The sequence below is a fragment of the Duganella sp. CT11-25 genome, from assembly GCF_047302815.1.
Classification (GTDB): Bacteria; Pseudomonadota; Gammaproteobacteria; order Burkholderiales; family Burkholderiaceae_D; genus Rugamonas.
The window spans coordinates 5,701,219-5,726,607 of sequence record NZ_JBKBFD010000001.1 but is presented as its reverse complement, the minus strand read 5'-3'; the positions used below and the strand labels follow the sequence as shown (position 1 = coordinate 5,726,607).

The window sequence follows — 25,389 nt, the reverse complement described above, 5'->3', positions numbered from 1 at the left end:
GACAAACTCCTGATATCTAAGCCAGGAAGTCTAACAGGGTTGCGGCGATAACTTTGGTAGCTTTCCTCAAATCCTCCAGCGCCAGGCGCTCATCGGCTTTCTTGGCGTTGGACTCTGGCACGGTGCGCGGGCCGGCGCCGTACAGCACCGCCGGTATGCCCTGCTCGCCGTACAGGCGGGCGTCCGCATACAGCGGCGTGCCCTGCGCCGGGATGGTCTCGCCGATGTAGTCCTGCGCATTCTTCTGCAGGCTGGACACCAGCTTCCGCGTACCCGGCAGCTCGCGCAGCGCGTGCGACAGAAGCAAGCGCTTGATGTCGAGCGTGATGCCGGGAATGCCCAGCACCGCGTTCTCGATCAGCGCGCGCACCTGCGCCTCCACCGCCACCGGGTCTTCTTCAGGAATCATGCGGCGGTCCATCTTCAGCACCACCTTGCCCGGCACCACGTTGGTGTTGGTGCCGCCGTCGATGCGGCCCACCAGCATGGTCGGCGAGTCGATGCCGGCGATCCCGGACTTGATCTTCTTCAGTTCCGGCAGTTGGTCGTAGATCGCGTTCAGGATGCGCGTGGCCGCCTGCAGCGCATCGTGGCCGGTCTCCGGCATGGCGCCGTGGCCGGACTTGCCGTTGACGGTGATCTCCAGCTGCAGGCAGGCGTTGTGCGCGGTGACGATGTTGTAGCTGAAACCCGCCGCGATGACGTAGTCAGGCTTGGTCAGCTTCTGCTCCAGCAGCCAGCCCGGCCCCAATAGGCCGCCGAACTCCTCGTCGTAGGTGAAGTGCAGTTCCAGCCCGCCCTTGAGCGGCACGCCCAGCGCCTCCAGCGCGCGGGTGGCGAAGATGTAGGTGGCGAAGTCGCACTTGGAGACGGCGGCGGCGCGGCCGTAGATATAGCCGTTGTCGACGACACCGCCGTAGGGCGGATAAGTCCAGTTGTCGCCCGGCGGCACCACGTCGCCGTGCGCGTTCAGCGCCACGGTCGGGCCGCCCGGCTGGTAGGGTCGGCGCACGATCAGGTTGGTGATGGTCTCCATGCCGTAATCCCGCACCTGCTGCGCCGGCACCGCGTGCTTCTCCGCAGTCCAGCCGTAGGCCTTGACCAGCTCGGCCACCAGCTCCGCGTGCGGCGCGTTGTTTCCGGGGGGCGTATCGGTCGGCACGCGCAACACTTGCTGCAGGAAGGCGACTTCCTCGTCGAAGTGCGCATCGATCCACTGTGCCAGTTGTTCTTTTTGAGTGCTCATATCGTGTTCTCTCATTTGGCGCCGGCTTCAAACCAGGCAGCGAGTTGGGCGCGCTCGGCGTCCGTCATATTGGTCAGGTTCGCCAGCGGCATGGCTTTCAGCTGGACCGCCTGCTTGTAGATTTTTTCCGCGTTCTGGTGGATCTGGTCGGCGCTGTCCAGCGCGACGCCGGCGGGCGCGGTCGCAAATCCCGGTTGGGTCGGATGCGCGGAATGGCAGGACACGCAGCGCTGGTCGATCACCGCTTTAACCTTGGCGAATGCCGCCGCCGGATCGGCCGCGGGCGCCACCGCCACGGGTCGCGCCGGCGCGATCGCCACCGCCACGCCGGCCAGCAGCGCCACGCCGATGGCCGGATAGCGCCACTCCACGCGGCCCTTGTGGCGCAGGTTGAAGAAGTGGCGGATGAAGACGCCGGCCGCCATGATAAACGCCAGCACCAGCCACGCGTGATCGTGGCGGTAGGTCATCGCGTAGTGGTTGCTGATCATGATGAACAGCACCGGCAACGTGAAGTAGTTATTGTGCACGCTGCGCTGTTTGGCCTTCTGGCCGTGCACCGGATCGGGCATGCGGCCGGCCGACATGGCCTCCACCATCTTGCGCTGGCCGGGGATAATCAGCATCAGCACATTGCCGACCATGATGGTGCCGATCAGCGCACCGACGTGGATATAGGCCGCGCGACCGCTCAGCACATGCGTCAGGCCATAGGCCGCCGCGACGATCAGCGCGAACACCACGATGCCGAACCACAGGTCATGCTTGCCCAGCGGGGAGCGGCACAGCAGGTCGTACACGGTCCAGCCGACCACCAGCGTGCCGATGCCGATGCCGATCGCCTGCAGGCTGCCGATGTCGGCCACCGATTTATCGATCATCATCGCCTGGGCGTTGAAGTAGTAGGCGATGGTCAGCAGCGCGATGCCGGACAGCCAGGTCGAATAGGCTTCCCATTTAAACCAGTGCAGTTCCTTGGGCAGCTCGGCCGGCGCCACCAGGTATTTTTGCGGGTTGTAGAAGCCACCGCCGTGCACCGCCCACAGTTCGCCCGACACGCCCTTCTTCGCCAGTTCGGAACCTGCGGCCGGCGGCCGGATCGAGTTGTCCAGCCAGACGAAGTAGAAAGACGCGCCTATCCAGGCGATGCCGGTGATGACGTGCAGCCAGCGCACGATCAGGTTCAGCCACTCAAGGCCGTACGGGATCAGATAGGCGAATAATTCCATGGGTACTTTCAGGTAAAAGGTGTGGCTAATTTACAGAAGATAAACGGATTCGGTTCCGGCTACATGAACATTAGAGTATATTAAACATATCCGATCCCGTATAACAAAGACCAAACGCACCTCATGGCCGCCCTGCCGCAACACCTGGACCTGCACCTGATCCGCATTCTCTACCTGCTGCTGGTGGAAAAAAACGTCTCGCGCGTCGCCCTCAAGCTGAATCAGCCGCAGCCCTCGATCTCCGCCTCGCTGCGCAAGCTGCGCGAGCTGACCGGCGATCCGCTGCTGGTGCGCGGCGCGCGCGGCATGGTGCCGACCCAGCACGGCGAAAGCCTGCTGATCCCGGCCAAGCGCATCCTCGACGAGACGGAAAACCTGTTCCTCAAGAAGTCGCCCTTCGTCCCGCAGGAGGAGGCGCGCACCTTCCACATCGCCGCGCCGGACTACCTGGACAGCCAGTTCCTGCCGAATCTCGTCGCGCTGCTGCGGCGCGGCTCGCCCAATAGCCGCATCAAGATACACGGCCTGGGACCGGGCGTGGACTACGTGCGGCTGTTGTCGGACGGCGACATGGACCTGGTCATCGCCAACTGGGACGAGCCGCCCGAGCACCTGCATATGTCCAAGCTGTTCGAGGATCCGATCATCTGCGTGATGCGCGCCGACTGCCCCTACGCGCTGCGCACCGCCAGCGAGGACATGACGCTGAACGACTATCTGACGCTGCCGCACGTGGCGCCGACCCAGATCCTGCCGGGCTACCACGGCGTCATCGACGATTTCCTGGAGCGCCAGGGCCTGCAGCGCAACGTGATGGTGGAATCGGCCTACTTCGGCCTGATCCCGCACATGCTGACGCAGACCGACCTGGTGCTGACCACCGGCCGCCAGTTCGTGCGCTACTACGAGCGGCAGATGCCGCTGAAGACCTATACGGTGCCGGTCAAGTTCCCGGCGATGCGCTTCTACCAACTGTGGCACGAGCGCGTGCACCAGGCGCCGGAACACAAATGGCTGCGCGAGCAGGTGGCCGCCTCCGCCAAGGCGCTGGTGCAGAAGTAAATAGGCACGTAAGTGCGATCATATAAACTCTACCGCATACCGCGTATATCGCGGTGCTTCTAGCGCGTTATGATGGTGCCATGATGACACTTTCCGAACTCAACAGCTGCGACGCCGCCACCTTCACCGACCGCCTGCGCGGCATCTACGAGCACTCGCCGTGGATACCCGGGCGCGCGGCGGCGCAGCGTCCCTTCGTCAACGCCACCGCGCTGAAGCTGGCCTTGCAGTCGGTGGTCGGCGCCGCCTCGCTGGACGAGCAACTGGGCCTGATCCGCGCGCACCCGGAACTGGCGGGCAAGGCCGCCGTGGCCGGCCAGCTCACCGCCGAATCCACCAGCGAGCAAGCCAGGTCCGGCCTGCACCTGTGCAGCGCCGAGGAATTCGCCGTGCTGCACCAGCTGAACGCCGACTACAACGCCAAATTCGGTTTCCCCTTCATCCTCGCGGTCAAAGGCCCGGACGGACAGGGGCTGACGCGCCGCGCCGTCATCGCCACCTTCACACGCCGCCTGAAGAACCGGCGCGCCGATGAAATCGCCGAATGCCTTCGCCAGATCAAGCGCATCGCCGAGATCCGCCTCAACGACCTGCTGGGCGTGACGCTGGACTTCGGCCCGGCCATCATGCAATGGTGCGAGACCATCGGCGCATGGAGCGATGCCGACAACACGGATGCCGTCGACTTCGACCTGACCTGCGCCTACATGACGCCGGCCCACCGCAAGACCGCCGCCCGGCTGGCGGACTGGATGCGCGAGGCCGGCATGGATGCCCACATCGACGCCGTCGGCAACGTGGTCGGCGTCTACCGCTCGGATGCTCCCGGCGCCAAGACCTTGATGACCGGCTCGCACTACGACACCGTGCGCAACGGCGGCAAGTACGACGGCCGCCTCGGCATCCTGCTGCCGGTCGCCATCGTCCGGCACCTGCACCAGCGCGGCGAGAAGCTGCCCTTCCACTTCGAGATCGTCGGCTTCGCGGAAGAAGAAGGGGTGCGCTTCAAGAGCACCTTCCTGGGCAGTAACGCGGTGACCGGACGTTTCGACCTGTCGCTGCTGGACCAGGTCGACGCCGACGGCGTCAGCATGCGCGAAGCCTTGCTGGCCGCCGGCCATGATGTCGGCGGCATCCCCGCCATCGCGCGCGATCCCGCGCAGCTGCTCGGCTTTGTGGAAGTCCATATCGAGCAAGGCCCGGTGCTGCTGGAACGCGACCTGGCGCTGGGCGTGGTCACGGCGATCGCCGGCAGCTCGCGCTACCTGGTAGAGCTGACCGGCCTGGCCAGCCATGCGGGCACCACGCCGATGACGATGCGCAAGGACGCGGCGGCGGCGGCGGCGGAAATCGTGCTGCTGGTCGAGCAGCGCTGCGCGCAGGGTGAGTCGCTGGTCGGCACGGTCGGCCAGTTGCAGGTGCCCGGCGGCTCGGTCAACGTCATACCAGGAGCGTGCAAGCTGTCGCTCGACATCCGCGCCGCCGACGACGCGGTGCGGCTGGCGGCGGTCAAGGATGTATTGGATGGCATCGCCGCGATCTGCGCCCGCCGCCAGGTGGAATTCGCGCTGCAGCGGATCGTCGACGCGCCGGCCGCCCCGTGCGCGCCGCGCCTGATGCGGCAGTTCGGCGAAGCCATCGCGCGCGCCGGCCTGCCCCGCTTCGATCTGCTGTCGGGAGCCGGTCACGATGCGATGGCCATGGCGGCCATCACCGACGTGGCGATGCTGTTCACCCGCTGCGGCAACGGCGGCATCAGCCACAACCCGCTGGAGACCATGACGGCCGACGACGCCGACATCGCCGCCCGCGTGCTGCTCGATTTCCTGCGCAGCTACAGGAACTGATCAGGCCTGCGCAGGCCGCGACAGCGCCGCCGCCACTTCCGCGATCACCGGCGCCCAGCCGCCGCCGGGCGGCTGGCGGAACAGGCGCATGGATGGATACCACGGACTATCGCAGCGCTCCGCCATCCAGCGCCAGTCGCAGCGATAGTCGGGCAACAGCAGCCAGCACGGCTTGCCCAGCGCGCCGGCCAGATGCGCCACCGCCGTGTCGACGCTGATCACCAGGTCCAGATTCGCGATCACCGCCGCCGTATCGGCAAAGTCGCCCAGTTGCGGGCCAATCGCATGCAGCGACATGCCGGCCGGCGGCTGCAATGCCTCCACCTCGCCCGGCCCTTTCTGCAGGCTGATGAAATGTGCCGGCACGGCGGCCAGCGGCGCCAGCGTCATCAGCGACGGCAGCGAGCGGTCGGCATCGTTTTCGAAATTCGGATTGCCCTTCCACGCCAGGCCGACGCGCAAGCCCTGCCCCGGCAGCACGCCGCGCCAATGCCGCACCAACTCCGGCTCAGCCGACAGATAAGGCAGGGCCGCAGGAATACAGGCCATCCCGGTGCCGAACAAACCAGGCAGGCGCATCGGCCGCGTCCAGTAGTCGCAGGCCGGCAGCGCCTCGCCCAGCGCAAACACCTGGTCGACGCCGGGCAGCGTGGCAAACAAACGCTTGAGCGCCGGATGGCACGCCACCGCGATCCGCGCCGCGCCGCGCGCCTTCAGCATTGCGGCATAACGGCAGAAGTGGATCATGTCGCCATGCCCCGCCTCCATTCCGATGATCAGCGACTTGCCATCCAGCGGCTCGCCTTCCCAGAACGGACAATCGAACGATAGCGGAAAATGATCGAACTGCCAGCGCGCATCGAGCATCTCCCAGCCTTCCTCGAAGCGCGCCTGGCGCAGCAGCAGGTAGCTCAGATTGAAGCGCGCCCGCGCATGCTGGGGGTCCAGCGCCAGCGCCTCCCGATAGCAGGCTTCGCCCTCCGCTTCACGGTGCGTGCACACCAGCATCACACCCAACTGGCTCCAGGCCGACGGCGACTCCGGCGCCAGCTCCACCGCCGTGCGCGCGGCGGCTTCGGCGTCGGAAAAGCGCTTCTCCTTCAACAGCAGCACGCCCAGGTTCTGATACAGCTGCGCGTGATCCGGCATCAGCGAGATCGCCTGCAGATAGTGAAACTCCGCCTCGGCCAAAGCGCCCTGCCGCTCCTTCAGGTAACCGAGATTGGCGCGCGCCGGGCCATGCAACGGCTCCAGCGCCAGCGCCCGCAGATAACAGTCCTCGGCGCCGGCTGCGTCGCCGGCGGCCATGCGGTGATTTCCATCGAGGTAGGCTTGCTGGGGATCGGTATGCATCAATTCAATTGCGCGAGAGGAGCGCCGCCAGCTCCGGTTCCGGCAGCGGCTTGCTGAACAGGTAGCCCTGGTAATACTGGCAGCCTTCGGCGGAGACGAAGGACAACTGGTCCGCCGTCTCCACGCCCTCGGCCAGCACCGACATCTTCAGCGCCTTGCCCAGCGCGACGATGATGCGGACGATGGCGGCGCCATGGCCTTCCTTGAAGGCCTCGCGGATGAAGGAGCGGTCTATCTTCAGCTGGTCCAGCGGCAGCCGGTGCAGGTAGGACAGCGAGGAATAGCCGGTGCCGAAATCGTCCAGCGCGAAGCTGATGCCCGCGTCGCGCAGGCGCTGCATCTTCGTCACCGTGCCTTCCACGTCCTTGAGCAGCAGGCTTTCCGTCAACTCCAGGCGCAGCCGGTCGGGCCGCGCGCCCGTCTCCGCCAACACTTCCAGCACCTGCTCGACAAAGTCGGGCCGGTGGAACTGCGAAGGACTGACATTGATCGCCATCTCCAGCCCCGCCGTGCGCGGGTCGCCGCCCCAGCGTGCCTGCAGGCGGCAGGCTTCCTCCATCACCCAGCGTCCGAGATGGAGGATCATGTTGGTATCCTCGGCCACCGGAATGAATTCCACCGGCGGCACCAGCCCGCGCTGCGGATGATTCCAGCGCACCAGCGCCTCGGCGCCGATCACACGGCCGTCCACGCTCAACTGCGGCTGGTAGTGCAGCAGGAACTCGCCGTGGTTCAGCGCGCGCCGCATGTCCGCCTCCAGCTCCGCCCGGGCGGACACGCGCGCCTGCATCGCCGGATCGAAGAAGGACATGCCGTTGCGGCCCGCCGCCTTGGCCTGGTACATCGCCAGGTCGGCACGCTTCAGCACTTCGTCCACGCTGACGGCACCGCGGCCGAAAACGGTGACGCCGATACTCGGCGTGCTGTAATGCTGGATGCCGGCGATCTCGAACGGCGCGTCGAAAGCCTGCAGCAGTTTGGCCGCGCTGTCCTGTGCCGCCCGCGCCGCCGCGGGCTCGCTGGCGCCGAGATCTTCCAGCAGCACGACGAATTCATCGCCGCCGAAACGGGCCACGGTATCGCAGCTGCGCACCGCGTCGTTCAGGCGGTCCGCCACCATTTGCAGCAGCACGTCGCCCTTGTCGTGCCCGCGCGTGTCGTTGATGCTCTTGAAGTTATCCAGGTCGATGAACATCACGGCGCCCGGTCCGGCGCCGCCATGCGCCAGGCCCAGCGCGTCTTCCAGGCGGTTCAATAGCAGTTGGCGGTTCGGCAGGCCGGTCAGCTTGTCGTAGAAAGCCATGCTGTGGATCTCGGCCTCGATGGCGCGGCGCTCGCTGATGTCGCGGAAGTAGATGGTCAGTCCCTCTTCCGACGGATAGGCGCGAATCTCGGTCCACAGGTTCAGGGGCGCGTAGTGCTCCTCGAACGACACCTGGCTGTTGGTGTCGATGGCCTGATGGTAGGCCCGGTAGTACGGACCGTCGACCGCCTCGGGAAAGACGCTCCACACGTTCTTGCCGATCACGTCGCCGCGCTGCACCTGCAGCAGCCGCTCGGCGTTGCCGTTCATGTAGATGATCCCCCAGTCGTGGCCCAGCATCAGGACCGCGTCCGAGATGCTTTCCAGAGTCGCCGTCAGGCAGGCCGCCTGCAGTGCTTCGGTTTGTGGGGGAGTTGTTTCTTGCATATCGATAGCAGGCCGGGCCTGATCCGGGTTAAATCCGGATCAGTATGCTCCCCGGCCGCCCGGCGGTCAAACTATCCGGGCCCGCTCCAGCATGGCATGCAACAGGACATTGCAGCCCGCTTCCAGGTGCTCGGACTTGGCGTCCTCGATTTCATTGTGACTGATGCCATCCTTGCAAGGGACGAAGATCATGCCGGCCGGCGCCAGGCGCGCGGCGTAGATCGCATCGTGGCCGGCGCCGGAGACCACGTCCATGGTCGAATATCCCAGCTTGGCGGTGGCGTTGCGCACCGCGTCCACGCACTCGGGATGGAACGGGCATGGCGGATAATAGGAAACGCGCTCGATCGAGATCTTCAGGCCCGTATCGACCCGGGTCTTCTCGATAAAGGCCAGCATCTCCTCGTGCATGGTGTTGAGCAGTTCATCGTTCACGTTGCGCAGGTCGATGCTGAATTTGACCTCGCCCGGAATCACGTTGCGGCTGTTCGGGAACACCTGCACCATGCCCACCGTACCGCGTCCATAGGGCGGATAGCGGTTGGCGATGGCCACCACTTCCTGCATGATCCTGGTGGAGACCTGCAGCGCATCCTTGCGCAGGCCCATGGGTGTCGGACCGGCGTGGGCCTCCATGCCGCTGACCACGCAGTCGTACCAGGATAGTCCCATCACCGCCGGCACCACGCCGATCACCTTGTCGGCGTCTTCCAGCACCGGGCCCTGCTCGATATGGGTTTCAAAATAGGCGCCGATAGGATGATCGCCCGGCACCTGGTCGCCCTTGTAGCCGATGCGCGCCAGTTCCTCGCCGACGGTCTTGCCCTCGGTGTCCTTGGCGGCGTAGGCCGTCTCCAGGCTGAAGGCGCCGCAGAACACGCCGGAGCCCATCATCACCGGTACGAAGCGCGACCCTTCCTCGTTGGTCCAGAAGGCGACTTCAATCGGCGCCTCGGTCTTGATCTTCAAATCGTTCAGCGTGCGCACCACTTCCAGCCCGGCCAGCACGCCGTAGTTGCCGTCGAATTTGCCGCCGGTCGGCTGGGTATCGATATGGCTGCCGGTCATCACCGGCGGCAGCGCGTTGTTGGTGCCGTCGCGGCGCATGAAGACATTGCCGATCTGGTCGATCGTGATCGACATGCCGGCGTCCCTGGCCCAGCCGACCACCAGGTCGCGTCCCTGTTTGTCCAGGTCAGTCAGCGCCAGGCGCTTGACGCCGCCCTTGGGGGTCGCGCCGATCCGGGCCAGTTCCATCAGCGCCGCCCACAGGCGGTCGCCATCAATGCGCATATCACTCATTTTAAATCTCCAGTCATTTAACGCGCGGCCGTCGGCTTGAACGCCGGACGGTCGATGTGGCGGCCCGCGCCCTCCACCGCCATCAGCACGCCGCGATGGAACACGACATTGCCGGCGGCCAGCGTGGTGCTCGCGATGCCGCGCACGGTCCGGCCTTCGAATACGTTGAAGCCACCCTTGGCAAACTGCGTCAGCGACGAAATGGTGCGCGTGCCTTCCGGGTCCCAGACTACGATGTCGGCATCGGCGCCGACCGCGATCACGCCCTTGCGCGGATACATATTGAAAATCTGCGCGGCATTGGTCGACGTGACCTTGACGAATTCCGACGGCGTCAGCATGCCGCTGTTGACGCCCGCGTCCCACACCACCGACATGCGGTCTTCCACGCCGCCGCAGCCGTTCGGAATCTTGGTGAAGTCGTCCTTGCCGGCCGCCTTCTGCGCGGCGCAGAACGTGCAGTGATCGGTCGCCGTGGTGTGCAGGTTGCCGCCTTGCAGGCCATGCCACAGCGCGGCCTGGTGGTGCTTGCTGCGGAACGGAGGACTCATCACATGGCCCGCCGCGAACTCCAGGTCGTCGCTCTGATAGACGCTGTCGTCGATGACCAGGTGGCCGGCCAGCGCCTCGCCGTACACGCGCTGGCCGTTGGCACGGGCGCGGGTGATGGCGTCCAGCGATTCGGCACAGGAGACGTGGACGATGTATACCGGCGTATTCAGGACATTGGCGATCGCGATGGCGCGGTTGGCCGCCTCCGCCTCGACTGCCGGAGGACGCGACAGCGGATGCGAGCTCGGTCCGGTCAGTCCCTTCTTCAGCAGGTCCTGCTGCAGCTGATAAACCAGCTCGCCGTTTTCCGCGTGCACGGTCGGAATCGCGCCCAGCTCCAGCGAGCGGCGGAAGCTTTTCACCAGCGTTTCATCATCGGCCATGATGGCGTTCTTGTACGCCATGAAGTGCTTGAAGCTGTTGACGCCATGCTCGCGCACCAGGATTTCCATGTCGCGGTGCACGGTCTCGTCCCACCACGTGATCGCCACGTGGAAGGTGTAGTCGCCGGCCGCCTTCTGCGCCCAGCCGCGCCACTGGTGATAGGCCTCGATCAGGTTCTGCTTCGGCGCGGGAATCACGAAGTCCATGATGGTGGTGGTGCCGCCCGCCAGGCCCGCCGCCGTGCCGGTATAGAAATCGTCCTGCGTCACCGTGCCCATGAACGGCAGGTTCATATGGGTGTGGGGATCTATCCCGCCCGGTATCACATACTGGCCGCCGGCGTCGATCACCTTGGCCGACGGCGGCGCCTCCAGGTTCTCGCCGACGGCGACGATCTTGTCGCCGTAGCACAGCACATCGGCGCGAAAGGCACGGTCGGCATTGACGACGGTGCCGCCGCGGATGATAGTTGTCATGGACATCTCCTGAATCTCTAAGGGTGGGCCGGCGCCCGTACCGCGGGCACTGTTTTGCCCTTCATCATAATCCCATACACCAGCGCCGAAATAGCGATTCCGACAAACCATGCGTAGGTATAAATCGTTTTAAATCCGTCCGCCACGTCCGGGAAGGACGCCGGGAAGGCGGCGTTGAGGAAGCCGGGAATATTCGGCAGTACGCCGATCACAAAGGCGATCAGCGCCGCCATGTTCCAGCCGTTGCCATAAGAGTATTGGCCGTCCTCGCGATACAGCTCGCCGACATTCAACTCGGTCTTGCGCACCATGTAGTAGTCGACGATCAGGATGCCGGCGATGGGGCCGAGCAGCGCCGAGTAGCCGATCAGCCAGGTGAAGATATAGCCCTGGGTCGACTCCAGTATTTTCCAAGGCATCATGACGATCGCGATACCGGCGGTGATGTAGCCGCCGGTCTTGTACGAGATTTGTTTGGGCGCCAGCGACGAGAAGTCGTAGGCCGGGCCAACCAGGTTGGCGGCCAGGTTGACGGAGACGGTATCGATCAGCAGGATCAGCAGCGCCACCAGCACGGCCACGCCGGTCATGCGGCTGGACAGGTCGACCGGGTCCCAGATCGCCTTGCCGTACAAGACCACGGTGGCCGAGGTGACGATCACCGCCATCATCGCCAGCAGGCCCATAGGCACCGGCAGGCCGACCGACTGGCCGATCACCTGGTCGCGCTGCGACTTGGCGAAGCGGGTGAAGTCGGGAATGTTCAGCGCCAGCGTGGCCCAGAAGCCGACCATCGCCGTCAGCGAAGGCCAGAACACGGACCAGAACTGGCCGGCCTTCTTGCCGCCTTCGACAAACTGCGACGGCGCCGACAGCAGGTCGCCGAAACCGCCGGCCTTGTTGTGGACCCATCCGAGCAGCACGAAGCAGATCAGGATCTTCAATGGCGCGGTGTAGGTTTCCAGCTTGCGGATCGCATCCATGCCGTGCACGATGTACCAGAACTGGATGGCCCAGAAGGCCAGGAAACACAGCAGCTGAGCGCCGTTGATGCCGAGGCCGGCGATCTTGCCGCCGCCGATCTCGCCGCCCATCATCACGCCCAGCAGCGTGTAGATCATCGAACCGCCGAACCAGGTCTGGATGCCATACCAGCCGCAGGCGACGATGGCGCGCATCAGCGCGGGCAGCCGTGCGCCGGACGTGCCGAAGGAGGAACGCGCCAGCACCGCGTACGGAATGCCGTACTTGGTGCCGGCATGGCCGATCAGCAGCATCGGCAACAGCACGATCGCGTTGGCGAGAAACACCGTCAGCACCGCCTGGTAGCCGGACATGCCGCCCTCGATCAGACTGGCGGACAGCGTGTAGGCCGGTATGCACATCACCATGCCGACCCACAGCGCGGCGAAGTGATACCAGCGCCAGGTGCGTTGCGCCGCCGTGGTCGGGGCCAGGTCTTCGTTCCAGAGTTGCGTGCTGCCAGAGAGTTCTTTGCTCACGGGGCGTTCTCCAAAGGGTTGATGTACCTTCTATCGCTGCAAGTTCCGTACCTATGCCGTCTCCGTCGCCTTCACGTTTTCCGCGCGCGGATTGCGCGGGTCCTGGGTCCAGTTCATGTATGGCTTGCCGGTATCCTGCGGCACCATCGTGATGCAGCCCTGCACCGGACAAGTGATTTCGCACAGATTACACCCAACGCATTCTTCCTTGATGACTTCATACGTGCGCGTGCCAGTCGCCGCATCGATCAGCTGCGCGATCGACTGGTGCGACGTGTCTTCGCATGCGACGTAACAGCGGCCGCATTTGATGCAGTCGTCCTGGTTGATCTGCGCGATCACCTGGTAGTTCATGTTCAGGTATTTCCAGTCGGTCGTATTCGGCACCGCCTTGCCGACGAACTCGCTGACGCTCGTGTAGCCCTTCTCGTCCATCCAGCGCGACAAGCCGTCCTTCATCTCTTCGACGATGCGGAAGCCATGCAGCATGGCGGCGGTGCAAACCTGCACGCAGCCCGAACCCAGCGCCATGAACTCCGCCGCGTCGCGCCAGTTGCCGATGCCGCCGATGCCGGAAATCGGCAAGCCCCTGGTCTGCGGATCGCGGGCGATTTCCGCCACCATGTTCAGCGCGATCGGCTTGACCGCCGAACCGCAGTAGCCGCCGTGCGTGCTGGCGCCGCCGACGATCGGGAACGCCACCATCTGGTCCAGGTCCAGGTGCGTGATCGAGTTGATGGTGTTGATCAGCGAGACCGCGTCCGCGCCGCCCGCCTTGGCCGCGCGCGCCGGCGCGCGCACGTCGGTGATGTTGGGTGTCAGCTTGACGATCACCGGCAGCTTGCTGTGCGTCTTGCACCAGCGGGTCACCATCTCGACGTACTCTGGAACCTGCCCCACCGCCGCGCCCATGCCGCGCTCCGGCATGCCGTGCGGGCAGCCGAAATTCAGCTCGATGCCGTCGGCCCCGGTCGCTTCCACCAGCGGCAGGATGTCTGCCCACAGCTTCTCTTCGCATGGCAGCATCAGCGAGACGATGATCACCCGGTCCGGCCAATCCTTCTTGACCTGCGTGATCTCTTCAAGGTTGATCGCCAGCGAACGGTCGGTGATCAGCTCGATGTTGTTGAAACCGAGGACTTCGCGGTTCTTGCCGTAGTGCGCCGAATAGCGCGACGACACGTTGACGGCGGCGGGATCCTCGCCCAGCGTCTTCCATACGACGCCGCCCCAGCCGGCTTCAAATGCGCGCACCACGTTGTAGGCCTTGTCGGTCGGCGGCGCGGACGCCAGCCAGAACGGGTTGACCGATTTGATGCCGCAGAATTCTATGCTCAGGTCAGCCATTATGCAGCCTCCACTTTCGGTGCGTTGATGTCTTGATGAATGGCGTGCGCCGCCAGTTTGCCGTGCTGTACCGCCTGCACGGTCAGGTCCTGTCCGGGCGCCACACAGTCGCCGCCGGCGTAGATACGCGGCAGGACTGTGCGGAACTGATCGTCGACGTGGATTTTGTCACCGTCGCGTTTCAGCGTTTTCGCCAGTGGATCACTGATGCTCGTTTCGTCCATGCTCTGGCCGATGGCCTTGAAGATCGCGTCGGCCGCGATCTCGAAGGTCTCACCGGTGCCAGCCAGACGGCCGTTGATGATTGCGGTTTTCTCGAAACGCATGCCGCGCACGCGGCCCGCGTCGTCCAGCAGCACTTGCTGCGGCTGGGCCCAGGTACGCATGCGGACCTGGTTTTCTTTCGCAATGTGTTGTTCGTGTTCGGTCGCGCTCATGGCGTCGAAGCCGCGGCGATAGACCAGCGTGACCTCTTCCGCGCCGAGACGCTGGATCTGCACCGCCATGTCGATCGCCGTATTGCCGGCGCCGATGACGATGGCGCGCGACGGCAGCGGCAGCTGGCTCAGGTCATCGGCCTGGCGCAGCGCGGCGATGTAGTCGACGGCCGCCAGCAGGCCGGGGGCGTCCTCGCCGGTCAGGCCCAGCTGCTTGCTGGCGCCCAGGCCGAGGCCAAGGAACACGGCGTCGTACTGCGCGTGCAGGTCCTTCAGTTGCAGGTTGCCGCCCAAGGTCTGGCCGTGCTTGATTTCTATGCCGCCGATTTGCAGCAGGAAGTCCACTTCCTTCTGCGCGAAGTTGTCGGTCAGCTTGTACCTGGCGATGCCGTATTCATTCAGGCCGCCGGATTTTTCTTTCGCTTCGTAGATGACCACGTCGTTGCCCAGCATCGCCAGGCGGTGCGCGCACGACAGGCCCGCGGGGCCGGCGCCGACCACGGCGATCTTCTTGCCGGTCGATGCAGGGCGCTTGAACGGATGCGCTTCGAGCTTCATGTTGTCGATGGCGTAGCGCTGCAGCAGGCCGATCTTGACCGGCTGGCCTTCCGCATCGTGATTGCGCACGCAGGCGTCCTCGCACAGGATCTCGGTCGGACAGACGCGCGAGCAGCTGCCGCCGAGGATGTTCTGCTTCAGGATGCCGACGGCGGCGCCGTTGACGTTGCCGTCGTGGATATTGCGGATGAAGCTCGCAACGTCGATGTCCGATGGGCAGATGCGCGTGCACGGCGCATCGTAGCAATACAGGCAGCGCGAACTTTCAATCGCGGCCTGGCGCGCATTGAGCGCAGGCGCAAGGTCAGTGAAGTGTTTGGCCAATGATTCATTGGCTTCCTTCGGCTGGGGCATGTATTTCAGGGATTCGATCATCATACGTTTTCCTGGCTGAGAATTTGTCGTTTACTTCATCTGAGGGAATGCAAATTCCGCGCCAGCGCTTGCCGTGTTTGGCCAGCGCTGCATGACCGCCTTGTGGCGTGTATAGAAGCGCACGCCTTCCGGACCATACGCGTGATGGTCGCCGAACAGGCTGCGCTTCCAACCGCCGAAACTATTGAAGGCCATCGGCACCGGCAGCGGCACATTCACGCCCACCATGCCGACCTGGATCTGCCGCACGAATTCGCGCGCCACGCCGCCGTCGCGCGTGTAGATCGCCACGCCGTTGCCGTACTCGTTACGGTTGATCAGCTCTACCGCACTCCCCACATCGGGGGAACGCAGCATGCACAGCACCGGACCGAAAATCTCTTCCTTGTAGATCGTCATATCCGGCGTGACGTGATCGAACAAGGTACCGCCGATGAAGAAGCCTTTCTCGCGTCCGGCCACCACATGATTGCGTCCATCGACCACCAGCTTCGCCCCCTGCTCCACGCCTTCGCCAATCAAGCGCTCTATGCGCTGCTTGGCCGCGCTTGAAACGACCGGCCCCATCTCGGCATCCGACGCCATGCCGTCGCGCACTTTCAGTGCGGCGGTGCGCTTTGCCAGTGCATCGACAATCTTGTCGCCCGCGTCGCCGACCGCGACCACGACGGAAATCGCCATGCAGCGTTCGCCGGCCGAACCGTAGGCGGCGCCCATCAGCGCATCGACCGTCATTTCCATGTCGGCGTCCGGCATCACGACCATGTGATTCTTGGCGCCGCCCAAAGCCTGCACGCGCTTGCCGGCAGCGCAGCCGCGCGAGTAAATGTATTCCGCGATCGGCGTCGAGCCGACGAAGCTCACGGCCTGCACCACCGGGTGATCCAGCAGCGCATCGACCGTGACCTTGTCGCCCTGGATGACATTGAACACGCCGTCCGGCAAACCGGCCTCCTTCAGCAGCCGCGCATGCAGCAGCGACGGCGACGGATCGCGCTCGGAAGGCTTGAGGATAAAGGTGTTGCCGCATGCCAGCGCGACCGGGAACATCCACATCGGCACCATCACCGGGAAGTTGAACGGCGTGATGCCGGCCACCACACCCAGCGCCTGGCGCATCGACCAGGCATCGATGCCGCGCGAAATCTGGTCGGTGAATTCACCCTTCAGCAGCTGCGGAATGCCGACCGCGAATTCCACCATCTCGATGCCGCGCGCCACTTCGCCCTGCGCGTCGGCGAAGGTCTTGCCGTGCTCGCGCGTCAGCATCGCCGCGAATTCGTCGGTGTGCTGCTGGCACAGCTGCAGATACTTGAACAGCACGCGCGCGCGCGTCAGCGGCGGCGTCGCCGCCCACGCCGGGAAAGCCGCCTCCGCCGCGCGCACGGCGGCGTCGACTTCCTCGGTGGTGCCGAGCGCCACGCGGGCCACCGGCTCACCCATCGCGGGATTGAAGACATCGGTGTAACGGCCGCTTTGCGTATCGACTTTGACGCCGTTGATGAAATGGGTGATGGTGTCCAGATTGCTCATGATGTTCTCTCAAAGTGCGTTTAGCCCAGCAGGCTGTCCGCGTCCACATAGGTGTAGCCCAGGCCATGCGCCACCGCTTCATAGGTCACGTGGCCAAGACAGACATTCAAACCGTTCTTCAGGTGCGGATTGGCTTTCAGCGCTTTCTGCCAACCCTTGTCGGCCAGCGCTACCGCATGGCCTATCGTTGCGTTGTTCAGTGCGAAGGTCGACGTGCGGGCGACGGCGCCCGGCATGTTGGCCACGCAGTAGTGCACCACGCCGTCGACCACATAGGTCGGCTTCTCGTGCGTGGTGGCGTGCGACGTTTCAAAGCAGCCGCCCTGGTCGATCGCCACGTCCACCACCACCGCGCCCGGCTTCATGCGCGCGATCATGGCCTTCGTGACCAGCTTGGGCGCGGCGGCGCCCGGCACCAGCACGCCGCCGATCACCAGGTCCGCATCCAGCACCGCTTCCTCGATCGAGTGCGCGTTGGAATACATGGTGGCGATGCGGTTGCCGTACACCAGGTCGAGCTGGCGCAGGCGGTCGATGTTCTTGTCCAGGACCGTCACCCGGGCGCCGATGCCGACCGCCATCTGCAAGGCATTGGTGCCGACCACGCCGGCGCCGATGATGGCGATATGCCCGGGCGCCACGCCCGGCACGCCGCCCAGCAGCAGGCCCATGCCGCCCTTGGATTTCTCCAGGTGCGCGGCCCCGGCCTGGATCGACATGCGCCCCGCCACTTCGCTCATCGGCGCCAGCAGCGGCAGGCCGCCGTTGGCGCCGGTGATGGTTTCGTACGCGAGGCAAACCGCGCCGGACTTCACCAGTGCCTTGGTCTGCTCCGGATCCGGCGCCAGGTGCAGATAGGTGTACAGGATCTGCCCCTTGCGCAGCATCGCGCATTCCTGCGGCTGCGGTTCCTTCACTTTCACGATCATCTCGGCGCGCTCGAAAATCTCGGCCGCGTCTTCGATGATGGTGGCGCCGGACGCGACATACATCGCATCGCTCAAGCCGATGGCGGCGCCGGCGTTTTGTTGTACCAGTACTTGATGACCACGCAAAATGAGTTCCTTGACGCTGGCCGGGGTAAGGCCGACGCGGGACTCCTGGTTTTTGATCTCTTTTGGGACGCCTACCAGCATGGTGTTCTCCTCGGTTTTAACTCAGGTTCTTGAGTACAGTCGTCAGCTTTCCAAAAAGTTCATCGATATGTTTCTTCTCCAGCACCAGCGGCGGCGACAAGGCGATGATGTCGCCCGTCGTGCGGATCAGCAGCCCGTCGGCAAAGGCCTGCTTGAAGGCGGCGAAGGCGCGCGCGCCCGGCTTGCCCGCGATCGGCGCCAGCTCGATGCCGGCGATCAGGCCGATGGTGCGGATGTCGATCACGTGCGGCAGTCCCTTCAGCGAGTGCACGGCGTCGGCCCAGTACTCGGCCATGCCGGCCGCGTGTTCGAGGATCTTCTGTTCCTTGAACACTTCCAGCGTCGCCAGCGATGCCGCGCAGGCGACTGGGTGGCCGGAGTAGGTATAGCCGTGGAACAGTTCAATGCCGGCCGGCGCCTCCATGAAGGCGTCGTGGATGTGCTTCTTGCTGAACACCGCGCCCATCGGAATCACGCCGTTGGTCAGGCCTTTGGCGACGGTCATCATGTCCGGCTCGACGTCGAAGTAGTCGGCCGCGAACGGCGTCGTCAGGCGGCCGAAGCCGGTGATGACTTCGTCGAAGATCAGCAGGATGCCGTGCTTGGTGCACAGTTCGCGCAGGCGCTTCAGGTAGCCCTTCGGCGGTATCAGCACGCCGGTCGAACCGGCGACCGGCTCGACAATCACCGCCGCGATGGTCGAGGCGTCGTGCAGCGCGACGATGCGCTCCAGTTCATCGGCCAGCTCGGTGCCGTACTCCGGCTCGCCGCGCGTGTAGGCGTTCTTCTCAAGATTGTGCGTGTGCGGCAGGTGGTCGACGCCGGGCAGCATCACGCCGTAAGGCTTGCGGTTGCCGGCGATGCCGCCGACCGAGATGCCGCCGAAGCCGACGCCGTGGTAGCCGCGCTCGCGGCCGATCAGGCGGGTGCGGCTCGCCTCGCCGCGCGCCTTGTGGTAGGCCAGCGCGATCTTCAGTGCCGTGTCCACCGCCTCGGAGCCGGAGTTGGTGTAGAACACGTGGCCGAACTTGTGGTTGGTGTACTCCATCAGCTGCTCGGCCAGATCGAAGGCGGCCGGGTGGCCCATCTGGAAGGTCGGCGCGAAGTCCAGCTGGCCGACCATCTCGCGCACGGCGGCGACGATCTTCGGCTGCGCGTGGCCGCACGGCACGCACCACAGGCCGGCGGTGCCGTCCAGGATGCTGTTGCCGTCCACGTCCTTGTAGTACATGCCTTCCGCCGACACCAGCAGCCGGGGGTTGGCCTTGTAGTCGCGGTTATTCGTGAATGGCATCCAGAAGGACGCCATCGATTCAGGTCTGGATTCGTTCATGCACATCTCCCTGTCGGATTTTTAACGAACCGGAAAAAAAATTTACCAGTTGGCAAAATGATGATGCAATAATAGACAGCGCAACAACTATGGCACAGATACACAAATATCAAAACTGTCCAACCGTACTGGCAACAAAAACACTACAGTTTTGCTTTGCGCCGCTTATGGAGTCAAGGATGGAACAAGGGAGTCCTGTGATCGATCAAACCGACTGTCCGCCCAGCCTGGAAGGCTGGCCGGTGCTCGCTATCGAGCGCAGCAGGAAGGGCAGCCTGGTCGACCAGATCGTCGCCGCCATCAGCGCCATGGTGGGCCGGCGGGAGTTGCGCATCGGCACTAAAATGCCGTCGGTGCGGCAGTTCGCCAAGTGTAATGGCATCAGCACCTTTACAGTTGTCGAATCCTACGACCGCCTGGTGACCTTGGGATTGCTGTCCTCGCGCCGCGGTTCCGGCTACTTCGTGGCGCGCCAGGACGTGCCGGCCACGCTGCTGCCGATCGCCCTGCAGGCGACGCCGACCGCCATCGACGCCCTCACCCCCGACCTGTATTCCGGCGTCTCCGACGCGCTGCCGGTGGGCGCCGGCTGGCTGCCGCCCGAGTGGTACGGCGAGGACACCATCCTCGACGCCGTGCGCCACGCGATGCGCATCCCGGCCAACCGCCTGCGCGGCTATGGCCACCCGCTCGGCTTCCCGACGCTGCGCCAGCACATGGCGGCGACGCTGACCGACGAACTGTTCCCGGTCGAGCCGGAGCAGATCCTGCTGACCCACGGCGCCACCCACGCCTTCGACCTGATCCTGCGCACGCTGACCAAGCCGGGCGACACCGTGTTCGTCGAGGATCCCGGCTACAGCAACCTGCTGTCGCTGATACGCCACCACGGCTGCATCGCGGTCGGCATCCCGCGCGGCGAGCAAGGCCTGGATGTCGACGTATTGGCGCAACAGGCGGCGCAGCTGCAGCCCAAGCTCATGTTCGTCAACACGGTGCTGCAAAACCCGCTGGGCACCTCGCTCAGCGCGGCGCAGGCGCACCGCCTGCTCGGCCTGGCCGAGCAGTTCGACTTCTGGCTGGTGGAGGACGACATCTACCGCGAACTGGCGCCGCGCGGCGAAGCCTCGCTGGCGGCGATGGACGGCCTGCGGCGCGTGATCCGCGTCGGCAGCTTCTCCAAGACGCTGTCGCCGGTGCTGCGCGTGGGCTCGATCTGCGCCTCGGCCTCGCTGCTGCCGGAACTGCTGCGCGTGAAGATGCTGGCCGGGCTGACCACCTCCGAGATCAACGAGCGCGCCGTCTACCACGCGATCACCGCCCGCCCCTACAGGCGCATGGTGGAGAAGCTGTCGACGCAGCTGGAAGCGGGCCGCGAACGCGCCATCGACAGCCTGCGCAGCGTCGGCATGGAAGCGCTGGCGCGGCCGCGCGGCGGCATGTTCGTCAGCGCCGGCTGGAGCGCGGCGCCGACCGCCGAATGGAACGGCAAGATCATCGCCGACCAGGCGCTCAAGTCCGGCATCCTGCTGTCGCCGTGCGACTTCTTCATGCTGCGCGCGCCGGAATCGATCTGGTTCCGCTTCAACGTGGCCTACACCGACAACCCGCAACTCCTGACCTTCCTGAGACTCATATGCCGACAGCAAAACTGAACGCAGTGCCTGCGACCAAGATCAAACGGCGCGTCCTCAATCGCGACAAGCTGGAGGCGGAAATCGCCGCCGAAGCGGTGCGCGTGTTTGCCGAATGCGGCTACGAAGGCACTTCGATCGCCACCGTGGCGGAGAACGCCGGACTATCGAAGCAGAACCTGATGTACTACTTCCCCACCAAGCAGGCGCTGTACCAGCGCGTGCTGGACGAGGTGCTGGACGAATGGCTGGAGCGGATGGAGAACCTGGCCGCCGAGGAGCAGGACCCGCGCGAAGTGCTGCGCACCTACGTGCAGGCCAAGCTGAAGTTTTCGCGCGAGCAGCCGTGGGCTTCGCGCGTGTATGCGATGGAAGTGATCAGCGGCGCGCAGCTGTACGGCGCGCAGATCCAGAACCGCGTGGTGCCGCTGGTGCGCAAGGATATCGAGGTGTTCGAGAAGTGGATCAGCGAGGGCAAGATCGCGCCGATCAATGCGACGCACCTGCTGTTTGCGATCTGGGCGATGACGCAGTCCTATGCGGACTTTTCGGCCCAGATGGCGCTGGTGCTGAACCGCAAACAGCTGACCAAGAAAGACTTCGACGATGCCGAGAAGGTCATCGTCGATATGGTGCTGGCGGCGATCAGCGTGCAGCAGCCTGCTTGCGGCGACGGGCGATAAAGCCCACCAGGCCCAGGCCGCCGAGCAGCATGGCGTAGGTGTCGGCTTCCGGCACGGCGGTGACCAGGCCCTGCACTTCGGTCGAAACGAAGGCGTTGGTGGCGTTAATCTGCGTCATCGAGTTCCAGGACTTGACGATCACGGTGCCGTCGATCACGCCCTGGCCGCCGTTCACCGCGGCCTTGGGCGCCAGGATGCTGACGTTGGCGCCGGTGTTGATGTTCAGCGCGGTCGCGTCGACGAAGTTGAACAGCGTGTTGTAGTTGTCGAACGCCTGGTAGCCGCCCTGCAGCAGCGCGGTGCCGCCGGTGACGTTGACGATCAGCGTGGCGCCGGCGGCCATGCCGCTGATGTTGTAGTAGGTGCTGCCGGTCAGCCAGGAAGCGTCGACATCGATGACTTCCACCGACTTGTTGCTGCCGGTGATGTAGATGCCGCCCCATTTCTGTTCGGCGGCGCTGGTCTTGGCGATGGCCGCCAGTTCGGTCGAGGTGTTGGTCAGCCCTGCCGCCAGCTTGCTCATGTCGACCGGCGCGGTGCCGCTCTCGACAGTGTAGCCCGGCGATTTGACGCCTGCGCTCAGCGTGGCGCCGCCGGCGGCATAGATGTCGCCGTTGTAGATGTTGCCGCCGTTGTAGCTCACGCTGCCGCCGGCGATCATCGCGTAGTGGCCGTAGGCGTCCTTGTCCTTCAGGTTGGTGGTGTAATGCGAGACATCGACATTGCCGCCCGCCATGATGGCGCCTTCGACGTCGGCGCTCGGCGCGCTGAAGTTGGTGAACGAAAAGACGTTGGCGCCGCCAATGTAGCCATCCAGATTGAGCACGGCAGCCTGCGCGCCGCCCATGGAGGCGATGGCGAAGGCAACGGCGGAAACGGCGGTTTTGAAGGCAGCGCTCATCTTTAATTCCTTAAAAGCAATTTAATTTGCATTATAGTATCATGGAAAATGTGATTTGGATCATCGATACTGTTTTTTCTTACAATAAAACACAAACTTCTTTATGCCTACCTTTTCGCCACTCACGCTACACACTCCGCGCCTGGCGCTGCGTTTCGTCGAATCCGGCGACGCCGCCGCCCTGTTCCGCCTGTTCTCCGATCCGGAAGCGCTGCGCCACTGGAGCAGCACGCCGTGGCTGCACATCGCGCAGGCGGCCGAGAACATCGAACAGACGCTGAAAGCCTACGAGGACGGCAGCGCCCTGCGCCTGGCGCTGGTATTGCCGGACGGCGAACTGATCGGCACGGCCACGCTGTACGCCTTCGACCGCCGCAACCACCGCTGCGATATCGGCTACATGCTGGCGCGGCCGCACTGGGGCCGGCGCTACATGCAGGAAGCGCTGGCGACGCTGATCGGCTACGGCTTCGGCGCGCTGCAACTGCACCGCATCGAAGCCGATATCCATCCCGACAACATTGCCTCCGGCCGCATCCTGGAAGGCTTGCAATTCCGGCGGGAAGGCCATTTGCGCGAGCGCTGGTTCGTCGGCGGCGAGATCTCGGACAGCATCATCTACGGCCTGCTGCGCAGCGACTGGAGCGGCGCCATTCATCCGGCGCAATAACCGGCTATCCCCGCCAAACCGCAGTTGATCGGAATCCCCTGGGTGCGCCATCGGGGCTTTGATAAAGTGATCTCATCGCAACACGTTTTGATGGAGAGATAACATGAGCAAACTGAATACCCAGGCCGTGCTGGACCTGTTCGACGAAATCTTCCGCGCCTTCGCGCAGACGCTGCGCTACGGCGTGCGGCTGGTCGGGCGCATGTCGCCGCCGGCGCTGCTGGGCGCGGCCCTGGTGCTGGCCTTCATCTTCTCCATCCTGCCGCTGGCGCTGGTGCTGTTCGTGGTCTTCATGCTGATCAAACTCGCGGTCGGCGCCTGCGTCATCGGCAAGCGCCGCCGGCGCCTGAACCGGGAGCCTGGTCAATGAAGAAGAACCGGCTGGCCAAGGCCGGCTACGACAACGCCAAGAGCCTGCTCGACATCATCCGCGAGATAGGCGAAACCGCAGTCAGCCTGTGGTGGCGTTTCTTCGACTGGCTGGCCCAGGTCGAATGGCGCAAGCTGATGATGATCTGGCTGCTGTTGCTGATCCTCGGCCTGACGCCGCTGGGCCTGCCGAAGCAGACCGCCGCCTTCATCTTCCTGTCGTTCGGCCTGAAAGTGCTGGCCGGCGGCAAGCGCAAGGCGGAGATCGAGGCGCGCGACGCCACTTCGCACGCCGACGAGGAAGGCCTGGAGCGGCGCCTGGTCGAGGCGCGCATGGCGGCGCTGCAGGCGCAGGTCGAGCCGCACTTTTTATTCAACACGCTGGCCCTGATCGGCCAGCTGATCGAAACCGATCCACCGCAGGCGGCGCGCATCCACCAGAACCTGATCGACTACCTGCGCGCCACGCTGCCGCAGATGCGTGCCAAGGGCAGCGGCACGCTGGGCCGGCAGATCGAGATGTCGCGCGCCTACCTGGCCATCATGCAGGCGCGCATGCGCTCGCGCCTGGCGGTGTCGGTCGACGTGCCGGAGGAAATGCTGAGCGCCACCTTCCCCGTGATGATGCTGCAGATCCTGATCGAGAACGCCATCAAGCACGGACTGGAGCCGAAGATCGAAGGCGGCCGCATCGACATCCGCGCCTCGGTCGACGGCCAGATGCTGCAAGTGGACGTCATCGACGACGGCATCGGCTTTAACATCCATGCAGGCGACGGCGTCGGCCTGGCCAACGTGCGCGAGCGCCTGCGCATCCTGTACGGCAATCGCGCGCAACTGGTGATCGAAGCGCCGCTGACCGGCGGCACGCGTTCCAGCATCCGCATCCCGTACGCGCCGGATATTTTTGCCGGGAGCGCAAAATGAGCATGACCACACAGGGCGGCCAGCGCCGCGCCACCGCGCTGATCGCCGACGACGAGGAACCGATGCGCCAGCAATTGCGCAGCCGCCTGCAGGAAGCCTGGCCGGGACTGGAGATCGTGGCCGAGGCCGCCAATGGCATCGAGGCCGTGGCACTGGCGGGCCAGCATCAGCCGGACATCGTCTTCCTCGACATCCGCATGCCGGGCCTGTCCGGCATCGAAGCGGCGCGCATGTTGTTCAACCGCTGCCACCTGGTGTTCGTCACGGCCTACGACCAGTACGCGATCGAGGCGTTTGAACAGGGCGCGCTGGATTACCTGCTGAAGCCGGCCGGCGGCGAACGCCTGAAGACCACCTGCACGCGCCTGCAGGGCCTGATCGGCCAGCAGCCGTCGAATATCGAGCGCCAGCTGAGCCAGCTGTTGTCGAGCCAGGGCAAGCCGGCCGCCAAGCAGGAATACCTGCGCTGGATACAGGCCGTGGTCGGCAGCAACCTGCGCATGATCAGCACGCGCGAGGTGTTGTTTTTCCGCGCCGATGAAAAGTACACGCGCGTGCAGACCGAACAGTCGGAAGTGCTGATACGCAAGACGCTGAAGGAGCTGGCGGACGAGCTGGACCCGGACGAGTTCTGGCGCATCCACCGCTCCACTTTGGTGCGCGTGGACGCCATCGAAGAAGTCACGCGCGACCTGCGCGGGCGGCAGATGGTCAAGATCCGCAACTTCCCCGAGCAGCTGGAAGTGAGCCGTGGCCACGCGCATTTATTCCAGCAAATGTAACGCCCGACTGATTACGATCAAGATATACTGGACCTCCCCGTCCGTGCGGAACGGATGGGAT

Annotated in this window: 21 protein-coding genes; 8 read left to right on the top strand and 13 right to left on the bottom strand. The window is 64.6% G+C overall.

Annotation, left to right across the window (positions count from 1 at the left end; all coding sequences use genetic code 11):
- Positions 1 to 16: 16 nt before the first annotated feature.
- Together ACEN9F_RS24775 and ACEN9F_RS24770 are read right to left on the bottom strand one after the other, a co-directional pair.
- Positions 17 to 1,246, bottom strand: coding sequence for a M20/M25/M40 family metallo-hydrolase (locus ACEN9F_RS24775; protein WP_413424313.1), 1,230 nt, complete (start codon positions 1,244 to 1,246; stop codon positions 17 to 19).
- A gap of 11 nt (positions 1,247 to 1,257) precedes the next feature.
- Positions 1,258 to 2,475: a urate hydroxylase PuuD gene (locus ACEN9F_RS24770; protein ID WP_413424311.1), complete on the bottom strand. Its 1,218-nt coding sequence runs from the start codon at positions 2,473 to 2,475 to the stop codon at positions 1,258 to 1,260.
- 123 nt (positions 2,476 to 2,598) lie between these two features.
- Between ACEN9F_RS24770 and ACEN9F_RS24765 the strand changes: the two genes are divergently transcribed.
- The gene (locus tag ACEN9F_RS24765; protein WP_413424309.1) at positions 2,599 to 3,537 is read left to right on the top strand and encodes a LysR substrate-binding domain-containing protein; all 939 of its coding nucleotides are present in this window, start codon (positions 2,599 to 2,601) and stop codon (positions 3,535 to 3,537) included.
- Between the two features lie 80 nt (positions 3,538 to 3,617).
- Complete coding sequence (locus ACEN9F_RS24760) at positions 3,618 to 5,384, top strand: allantoate amidohydrolase (RefSeq protein WP_413424307.1); 1,767 nt, start codon at positions 3,618 to 3,620, stop codon at positions 5,382 to 5,384.
- Here the strand turns inward: ACEN9F_RS24760 and ACEN9F_RS24755 are convergent, their stop codons facing one another.
- The 10 genes from ACEN9F_RS24755 to ACEN9F_RS24710 form a co-directional block, all read right to left on the bottom strand.
- Positions 5,385 to 6,737 (bottom strand): tetratricopeptide repeat protein, encoded by a 1,353-nt coding sequence (locus ACEN9F_RS24755; protein ID WP_413424305.1) that lies wholly within the window; start codon positions 6,735 to 6,737, stop codon positions 5,385 to 5,387.
- A 4-nt stretch (positions 6,738 to 6,741) separates the two neighbouring features.
- Positions 6,742 to 8,427: a putative bifunctional diguanylate cyclase/phosphodiesterase gene (locus tag ACEN9F_RS24750; protein WP_413424303.1), complete on the bottom strand. Its 1,686-nt coding sequence runs from the start codon at positions 8,425 to 8,427 to the stop codon at positions 6,742 to 6,744.
- 66 nt (positions 8,428 to 8,493) lie between these two features.
- Positions 8,494 to 9,729 carry a Zn-dependent hydrolase gene (locus tag ACEN9F_RS24745; protein ID WP_413424301.1) on the bottom strand — a complete coding sequence of 412 codons (1,236 nt, stop codon included), beginning with the start codon at positions 9,727 to 9,729 and terminating at the stop codon, positions 8,494 to 8,496.
- A gap of 17 nt (positions 9,730 to 9,746) precedes the next feature.
- The gene (gene hydA, locus ACEN9F_RS24740; protein ID WP_413424299.1) at positions 9,747 to 11,141 is read right to left on the bottom strand and encodes a dihydropyrimidinase; all 1,395 of its coding nucleotides are present in this window, start codon (positions 11,139 to 11,141) and stop codon (positions 9,747 to 9,749) included.
- A gap of 17 nt (positions 11,142 to 11,158) precedes the next feature.
- Entirely contained in the window at positions 11,159 to 12,643 is a 1,485-nt protein-coding gene (locus tag ACEN9F_RS24735) for an NCS1 family nucleobase:cation symporter-1 (protein ID WP_413424297.1), read from the bottom strand.
- A gap of 51 nt (positions 12,644 to 12,694) precedes the next feature.
- Entirely contained in the window at positions 12,695 to 13,990 is a 1,296-nt protein-coding gene (gene preA / locus ACEN9F_RS24730; RefSeq protein WP_413424295.1) for an NAD-dependent dihydropyrimidine dehydrogenase subunit PreA, read from the bottom strand.
- Positions 13,990 to 15,363 (bottom strand): NAD(P)-dependent oxidoreductase, encoded by a 1,374-nt coding sequence (locus ACEN9F_RS24725; protein WP_413424293.1) that lies wholly within the window; start codon positions 15,361 to 15,363, stop codon positions 13,990 to 13,992. The genes preA and ACEN9F_RS24725 overlap by 1 nt, the downstream gene beginning before the upstream one ends.
- Before the next feature lie 27 nt (positions 15,364 to 15,390).
- Positions 15,391 to 16,893, bottom strand: a complete 1,503-nt coding sequence (locus tag ACEN9F_RS24720) for a CoA-acylating methylmalonate-semialdehyde dehydrogenase (protein ID WP_413424291.1) — start codon at positions 16,891 to 16,893, stop codon at positions 15,391 to 15,393.
- Positions 16,894 to 16,913: 20 nt separating this feature from the next.
- Complete coding sequence (gene ald / locus ACEN9F_RS24715) at positions 16,914 to 18,029, bottom strand: alanine dehydrogenase (RefSeq protein WP_413424289.1); 1,116 nt, start codon at positions 18,027 to 18,029, stop codon at positions 16,914 to 16,916.
- A gap of 16 nt (positions 18,030 to 18,045) precedes the next feature.
- Complete coding sequence (locus ACEN9F_RS24710) at positions 18,046 to 19,362, bottom strand: aspartate aminotransferase family protein (protein ID WP_413424287.1); 1,317 nt, start codon at positions 19,360 to 19,362, stop codon at positions 18,046 to 18,048.
- Between the two features lie 179 nt (positions 19,363 to 19,541).
- On the opposite strand from ACEN9F_RS24710, the gene ACEN9F_RS24705 reads away from it, so the two are divergent.
- Together ACEN9F_RS24705 and ACEN9F_RS24700 are read left to right on the top strand one after the other, a co-directional pair.
- Positions 19,542 to 21,017, top strand: coding sequence for a PLP-dependent aminotransferase family protein (locus ACEN9F_RS24705; protein ID WP_413424285.1), 1,476 nt, complete (start codon positions 19,542 to 19,544; stop codon positions 21,015 to 21,017).
- Complete coding sequence (locus ACEN9F_RS24700; protein ID WP_413424283.1) at positions 20,999 to 21,679, top strand: TetR family transcriptional regulator C-terminal domain-containing protein; 681 nt, start codon at positions 20,999 to 21,001, stop codon at positions 21,677 to 21,679. Before ACEN9F_RS24705 ends, ACEN9F_RS24700 begins: the two co-directional genes overlap by 19 nt.
- Here ACEN9F_RS24700 and ACEN9F_RS24695 read toward each other — a convergent pair.
- Complete coding sequence (locus ACEN9F_RS24695) at positions 21,642 to 22,580, bottom strand: choice-of-anchor A family protein (protein WP_413424281.1); 939 nt, start codon at positions 22,578 to 22,580, stop codon at positions 21,642 to 21,644. The two genes, ACEN9F_RS24700 and ACEN9F_RS24695, sit on opposite strands and share 38 nt — an antisense overlap.
- Before the next feature lie 103 nt (positions 22,581 to 22,683).
- Here ACEN9F_RS24695 and ACEN9F_RS24690 point away from each other — a divergent pair, with 103 nt between their 5' ends.
- The 4 genes from ACEN9F_RS24690 to ACEN9F_RS24675 all read left to right on the top strand — a co-directional run bounded on the left by ACEN9F_RS24690 (position 22,684) and on the right by ACEN9F_RS24675 (position 25,328).
- Positions 22,684 to 23,250: a GNAT family N-acetyltransferase gene (locus ACEN9F_RS24690; RefSeq protein ID WP_413424279.1), complete on the top strand. Its 567-nt coding sequence runs from the start codon at positions 22,684 to 22,686 to the stop codon at positions 23,248 to 23,250.
- A gap of 103 nt (positions 23,251 to 23,353) precedes the next feature.
- The gene (locus ACEN9F_RS24685) at positions 23,354 to 23,620 is read left to right on the top strand and encodes a hypothetical protein (protein ID WP_413424277.1); all 267 of its coding nucleotides are present in this window, start codon (positions 23,354 to 23,356) and stop codon (positions 23,618 to 23,620) included.
- Positions 23,617 to 24,546 (top strand): sensor histidine kinase, encoded by a 930-nt coding sequence (locus ACEN9F_RS24680; protein WP_413424275.1) that lies wholly within the window; start codon positions 23,617 to 23,619, stop codon positions 24,544 to 24,546. The genes ACEN9F_RS24685 and ACEN9F_RS24680 overlap by 4 nt, the downstream gene beginning before the upstream one ends.
- On the top strand, positions 24,543 to 25,328 hold the full coding sequence (locus ACEN9F_RS24675) for a LytR/AlgR family response regulator transcription factor (protein WP_413424273.1): 786 nt from the start codon (positions 24,543 to 24,545) through the stop codon (positions 25,326 to 25,328). Before ACEN9F_RS24680 ends, ACEN9F_RS24675 begins: the two co-directional genes overlap by 4 nt.
- The last annotated feature ends 61 nt before the right edge of the window (positions 25,329 to 25,389 follow it).

Coding starts and splice junctions, on each gene's coding strand:
- ACEN9F_RS24775 (WP_413424313.1), bottom strand. CDS start 1,246: ATGAGCACTCAAAAAGAACAACTGGCACAGTGGATCGATGCGCACTTC.
- ACEN9F_RS24770 (WP_413424311.1), bottom strand. CDS start 2,475: ATGGAATTATTCGCCTATCTGATCCCGTACGGCCTTGAGTGGCTGAAC.
- ACEN9F_RS24765 (WP_413424309.1), top strand. CDS start 2,599: ATGGCCGCCCTGCCGCAACACCTGGACCTGCACCTGATCCGCATTCTC.
- ACEN9F_RS24760 (WP_413424307.1), top strand. CDS start 3,618: ATGATGACACTTTCCGAACTCAACAGCTGCGACGCCGCCACCTTCACC.
- ACEN9F_RS24755 (WP_413424305.1), bottom strand. CDS start 6,737: ATGCATACCGATCCCCAGCAAGCCTACCTCGATGGAAATCACCGCATG.
- ACEN9F_RS24750 (WP_413424303.1), bottom strand. CDS start 8,427: ATGCAAGAAACAACTCCCCCACAAACCGAAGCACTGCAGGCGGCCTGC.
- ACEN9F_RS24745 (WP_413424301.1), bottom strand. CDS start 9,729: ATGAGTGATATGCGCATTGATGGCGACCGCCTGTGGGCGGCGCTGATG.
- hydA (WP_413424299.1), bottom strand. CDS start 11,141: ATGACAACTATCATCCGCGGCGGCACCGTCGTCAATGCCGACCGTGCC.
- preA (WP_413424295.1), bottom strand. CDS start 13,990: ATGGCTGACCTGAGCATAGAATTCTGCGGCATCAAATCGGTCAACCCG.
- ACEN9F_RS24725 (WP_413424293.1), bottom strand. CDS start 15,363: ATGATGATCGAATCCCTGAAATACATGCCCCAGCCGAAGGAAGCCAAT.
- ACEN9F_RS24720 (WP_413424291.1), bottom strand. CDS start 16,893: ATGAGCAATCTGGACACCATCACCCATTTCATCAACGGCGTCAAAGTC.
- ald (WP_413424289.1), bottom strand. CDS start 18,029: ATGCTGGTAGGCGTCCCAAAAGAGATCAAAAACCAGGAGTCCCGCGTC.
- ACEN9F_RS24710 (WP_413424287.1), bottom strand. CDS start 19,362: ATGAACGAATCCAGACCTGAATCGATGGCGTCCTTCTGGATGCCATTC.
- ACEN9F_RS24705 (WP_413424285.1), top strand. CDS start 19,542: ATGGAACAAGGGAGTCCTGTGATCGATCAAACCGACTGTCCGCCCAGC.
- ACEN9F_RS24700 (WP_413424283.1), top strand. CDS start 20,999: ATGCCGACAGCAAAACTGAACGCAGTGCCTGCGACCAAGATCAAACGG.
- ACEN9F_RS24695 (WP_413424281.1), bottom strand. CDS start 22,580: ATGAGCGCTGCCTTCAAAACCGCCGTTTCCGCCGTTGCCTTCGCCATC.
- ACEN9F_RS24690 (WP_413424279.1), top strand. CDS start 22,684: ATGCCTACCTTTTCGCCACTCACGCTACACACTCCGCGCCTGGCGCTG.
- ACEN9F_RS24685 (WP_413424277.1), top strand. CDS start 23,354: ATGAGCAAACTGAATACCCAGGCCGTGCTGGACCTGTTCGACGAAATC.
- ACEN9F_RS24680 (WP_413424275.1), top strand. CDS start 23,617: ATGAAGAAGAACCGGCTGGCCAAGGCCGGCTACGACAACGCCAAGAGC.
- ACEN9F_RS24675 (WP_413424273.1), top strand. CDS start 24,543: ATGAGCATGACCACACAGGGCGGCCAGCGCCGCGCCACCGCGCTGATC.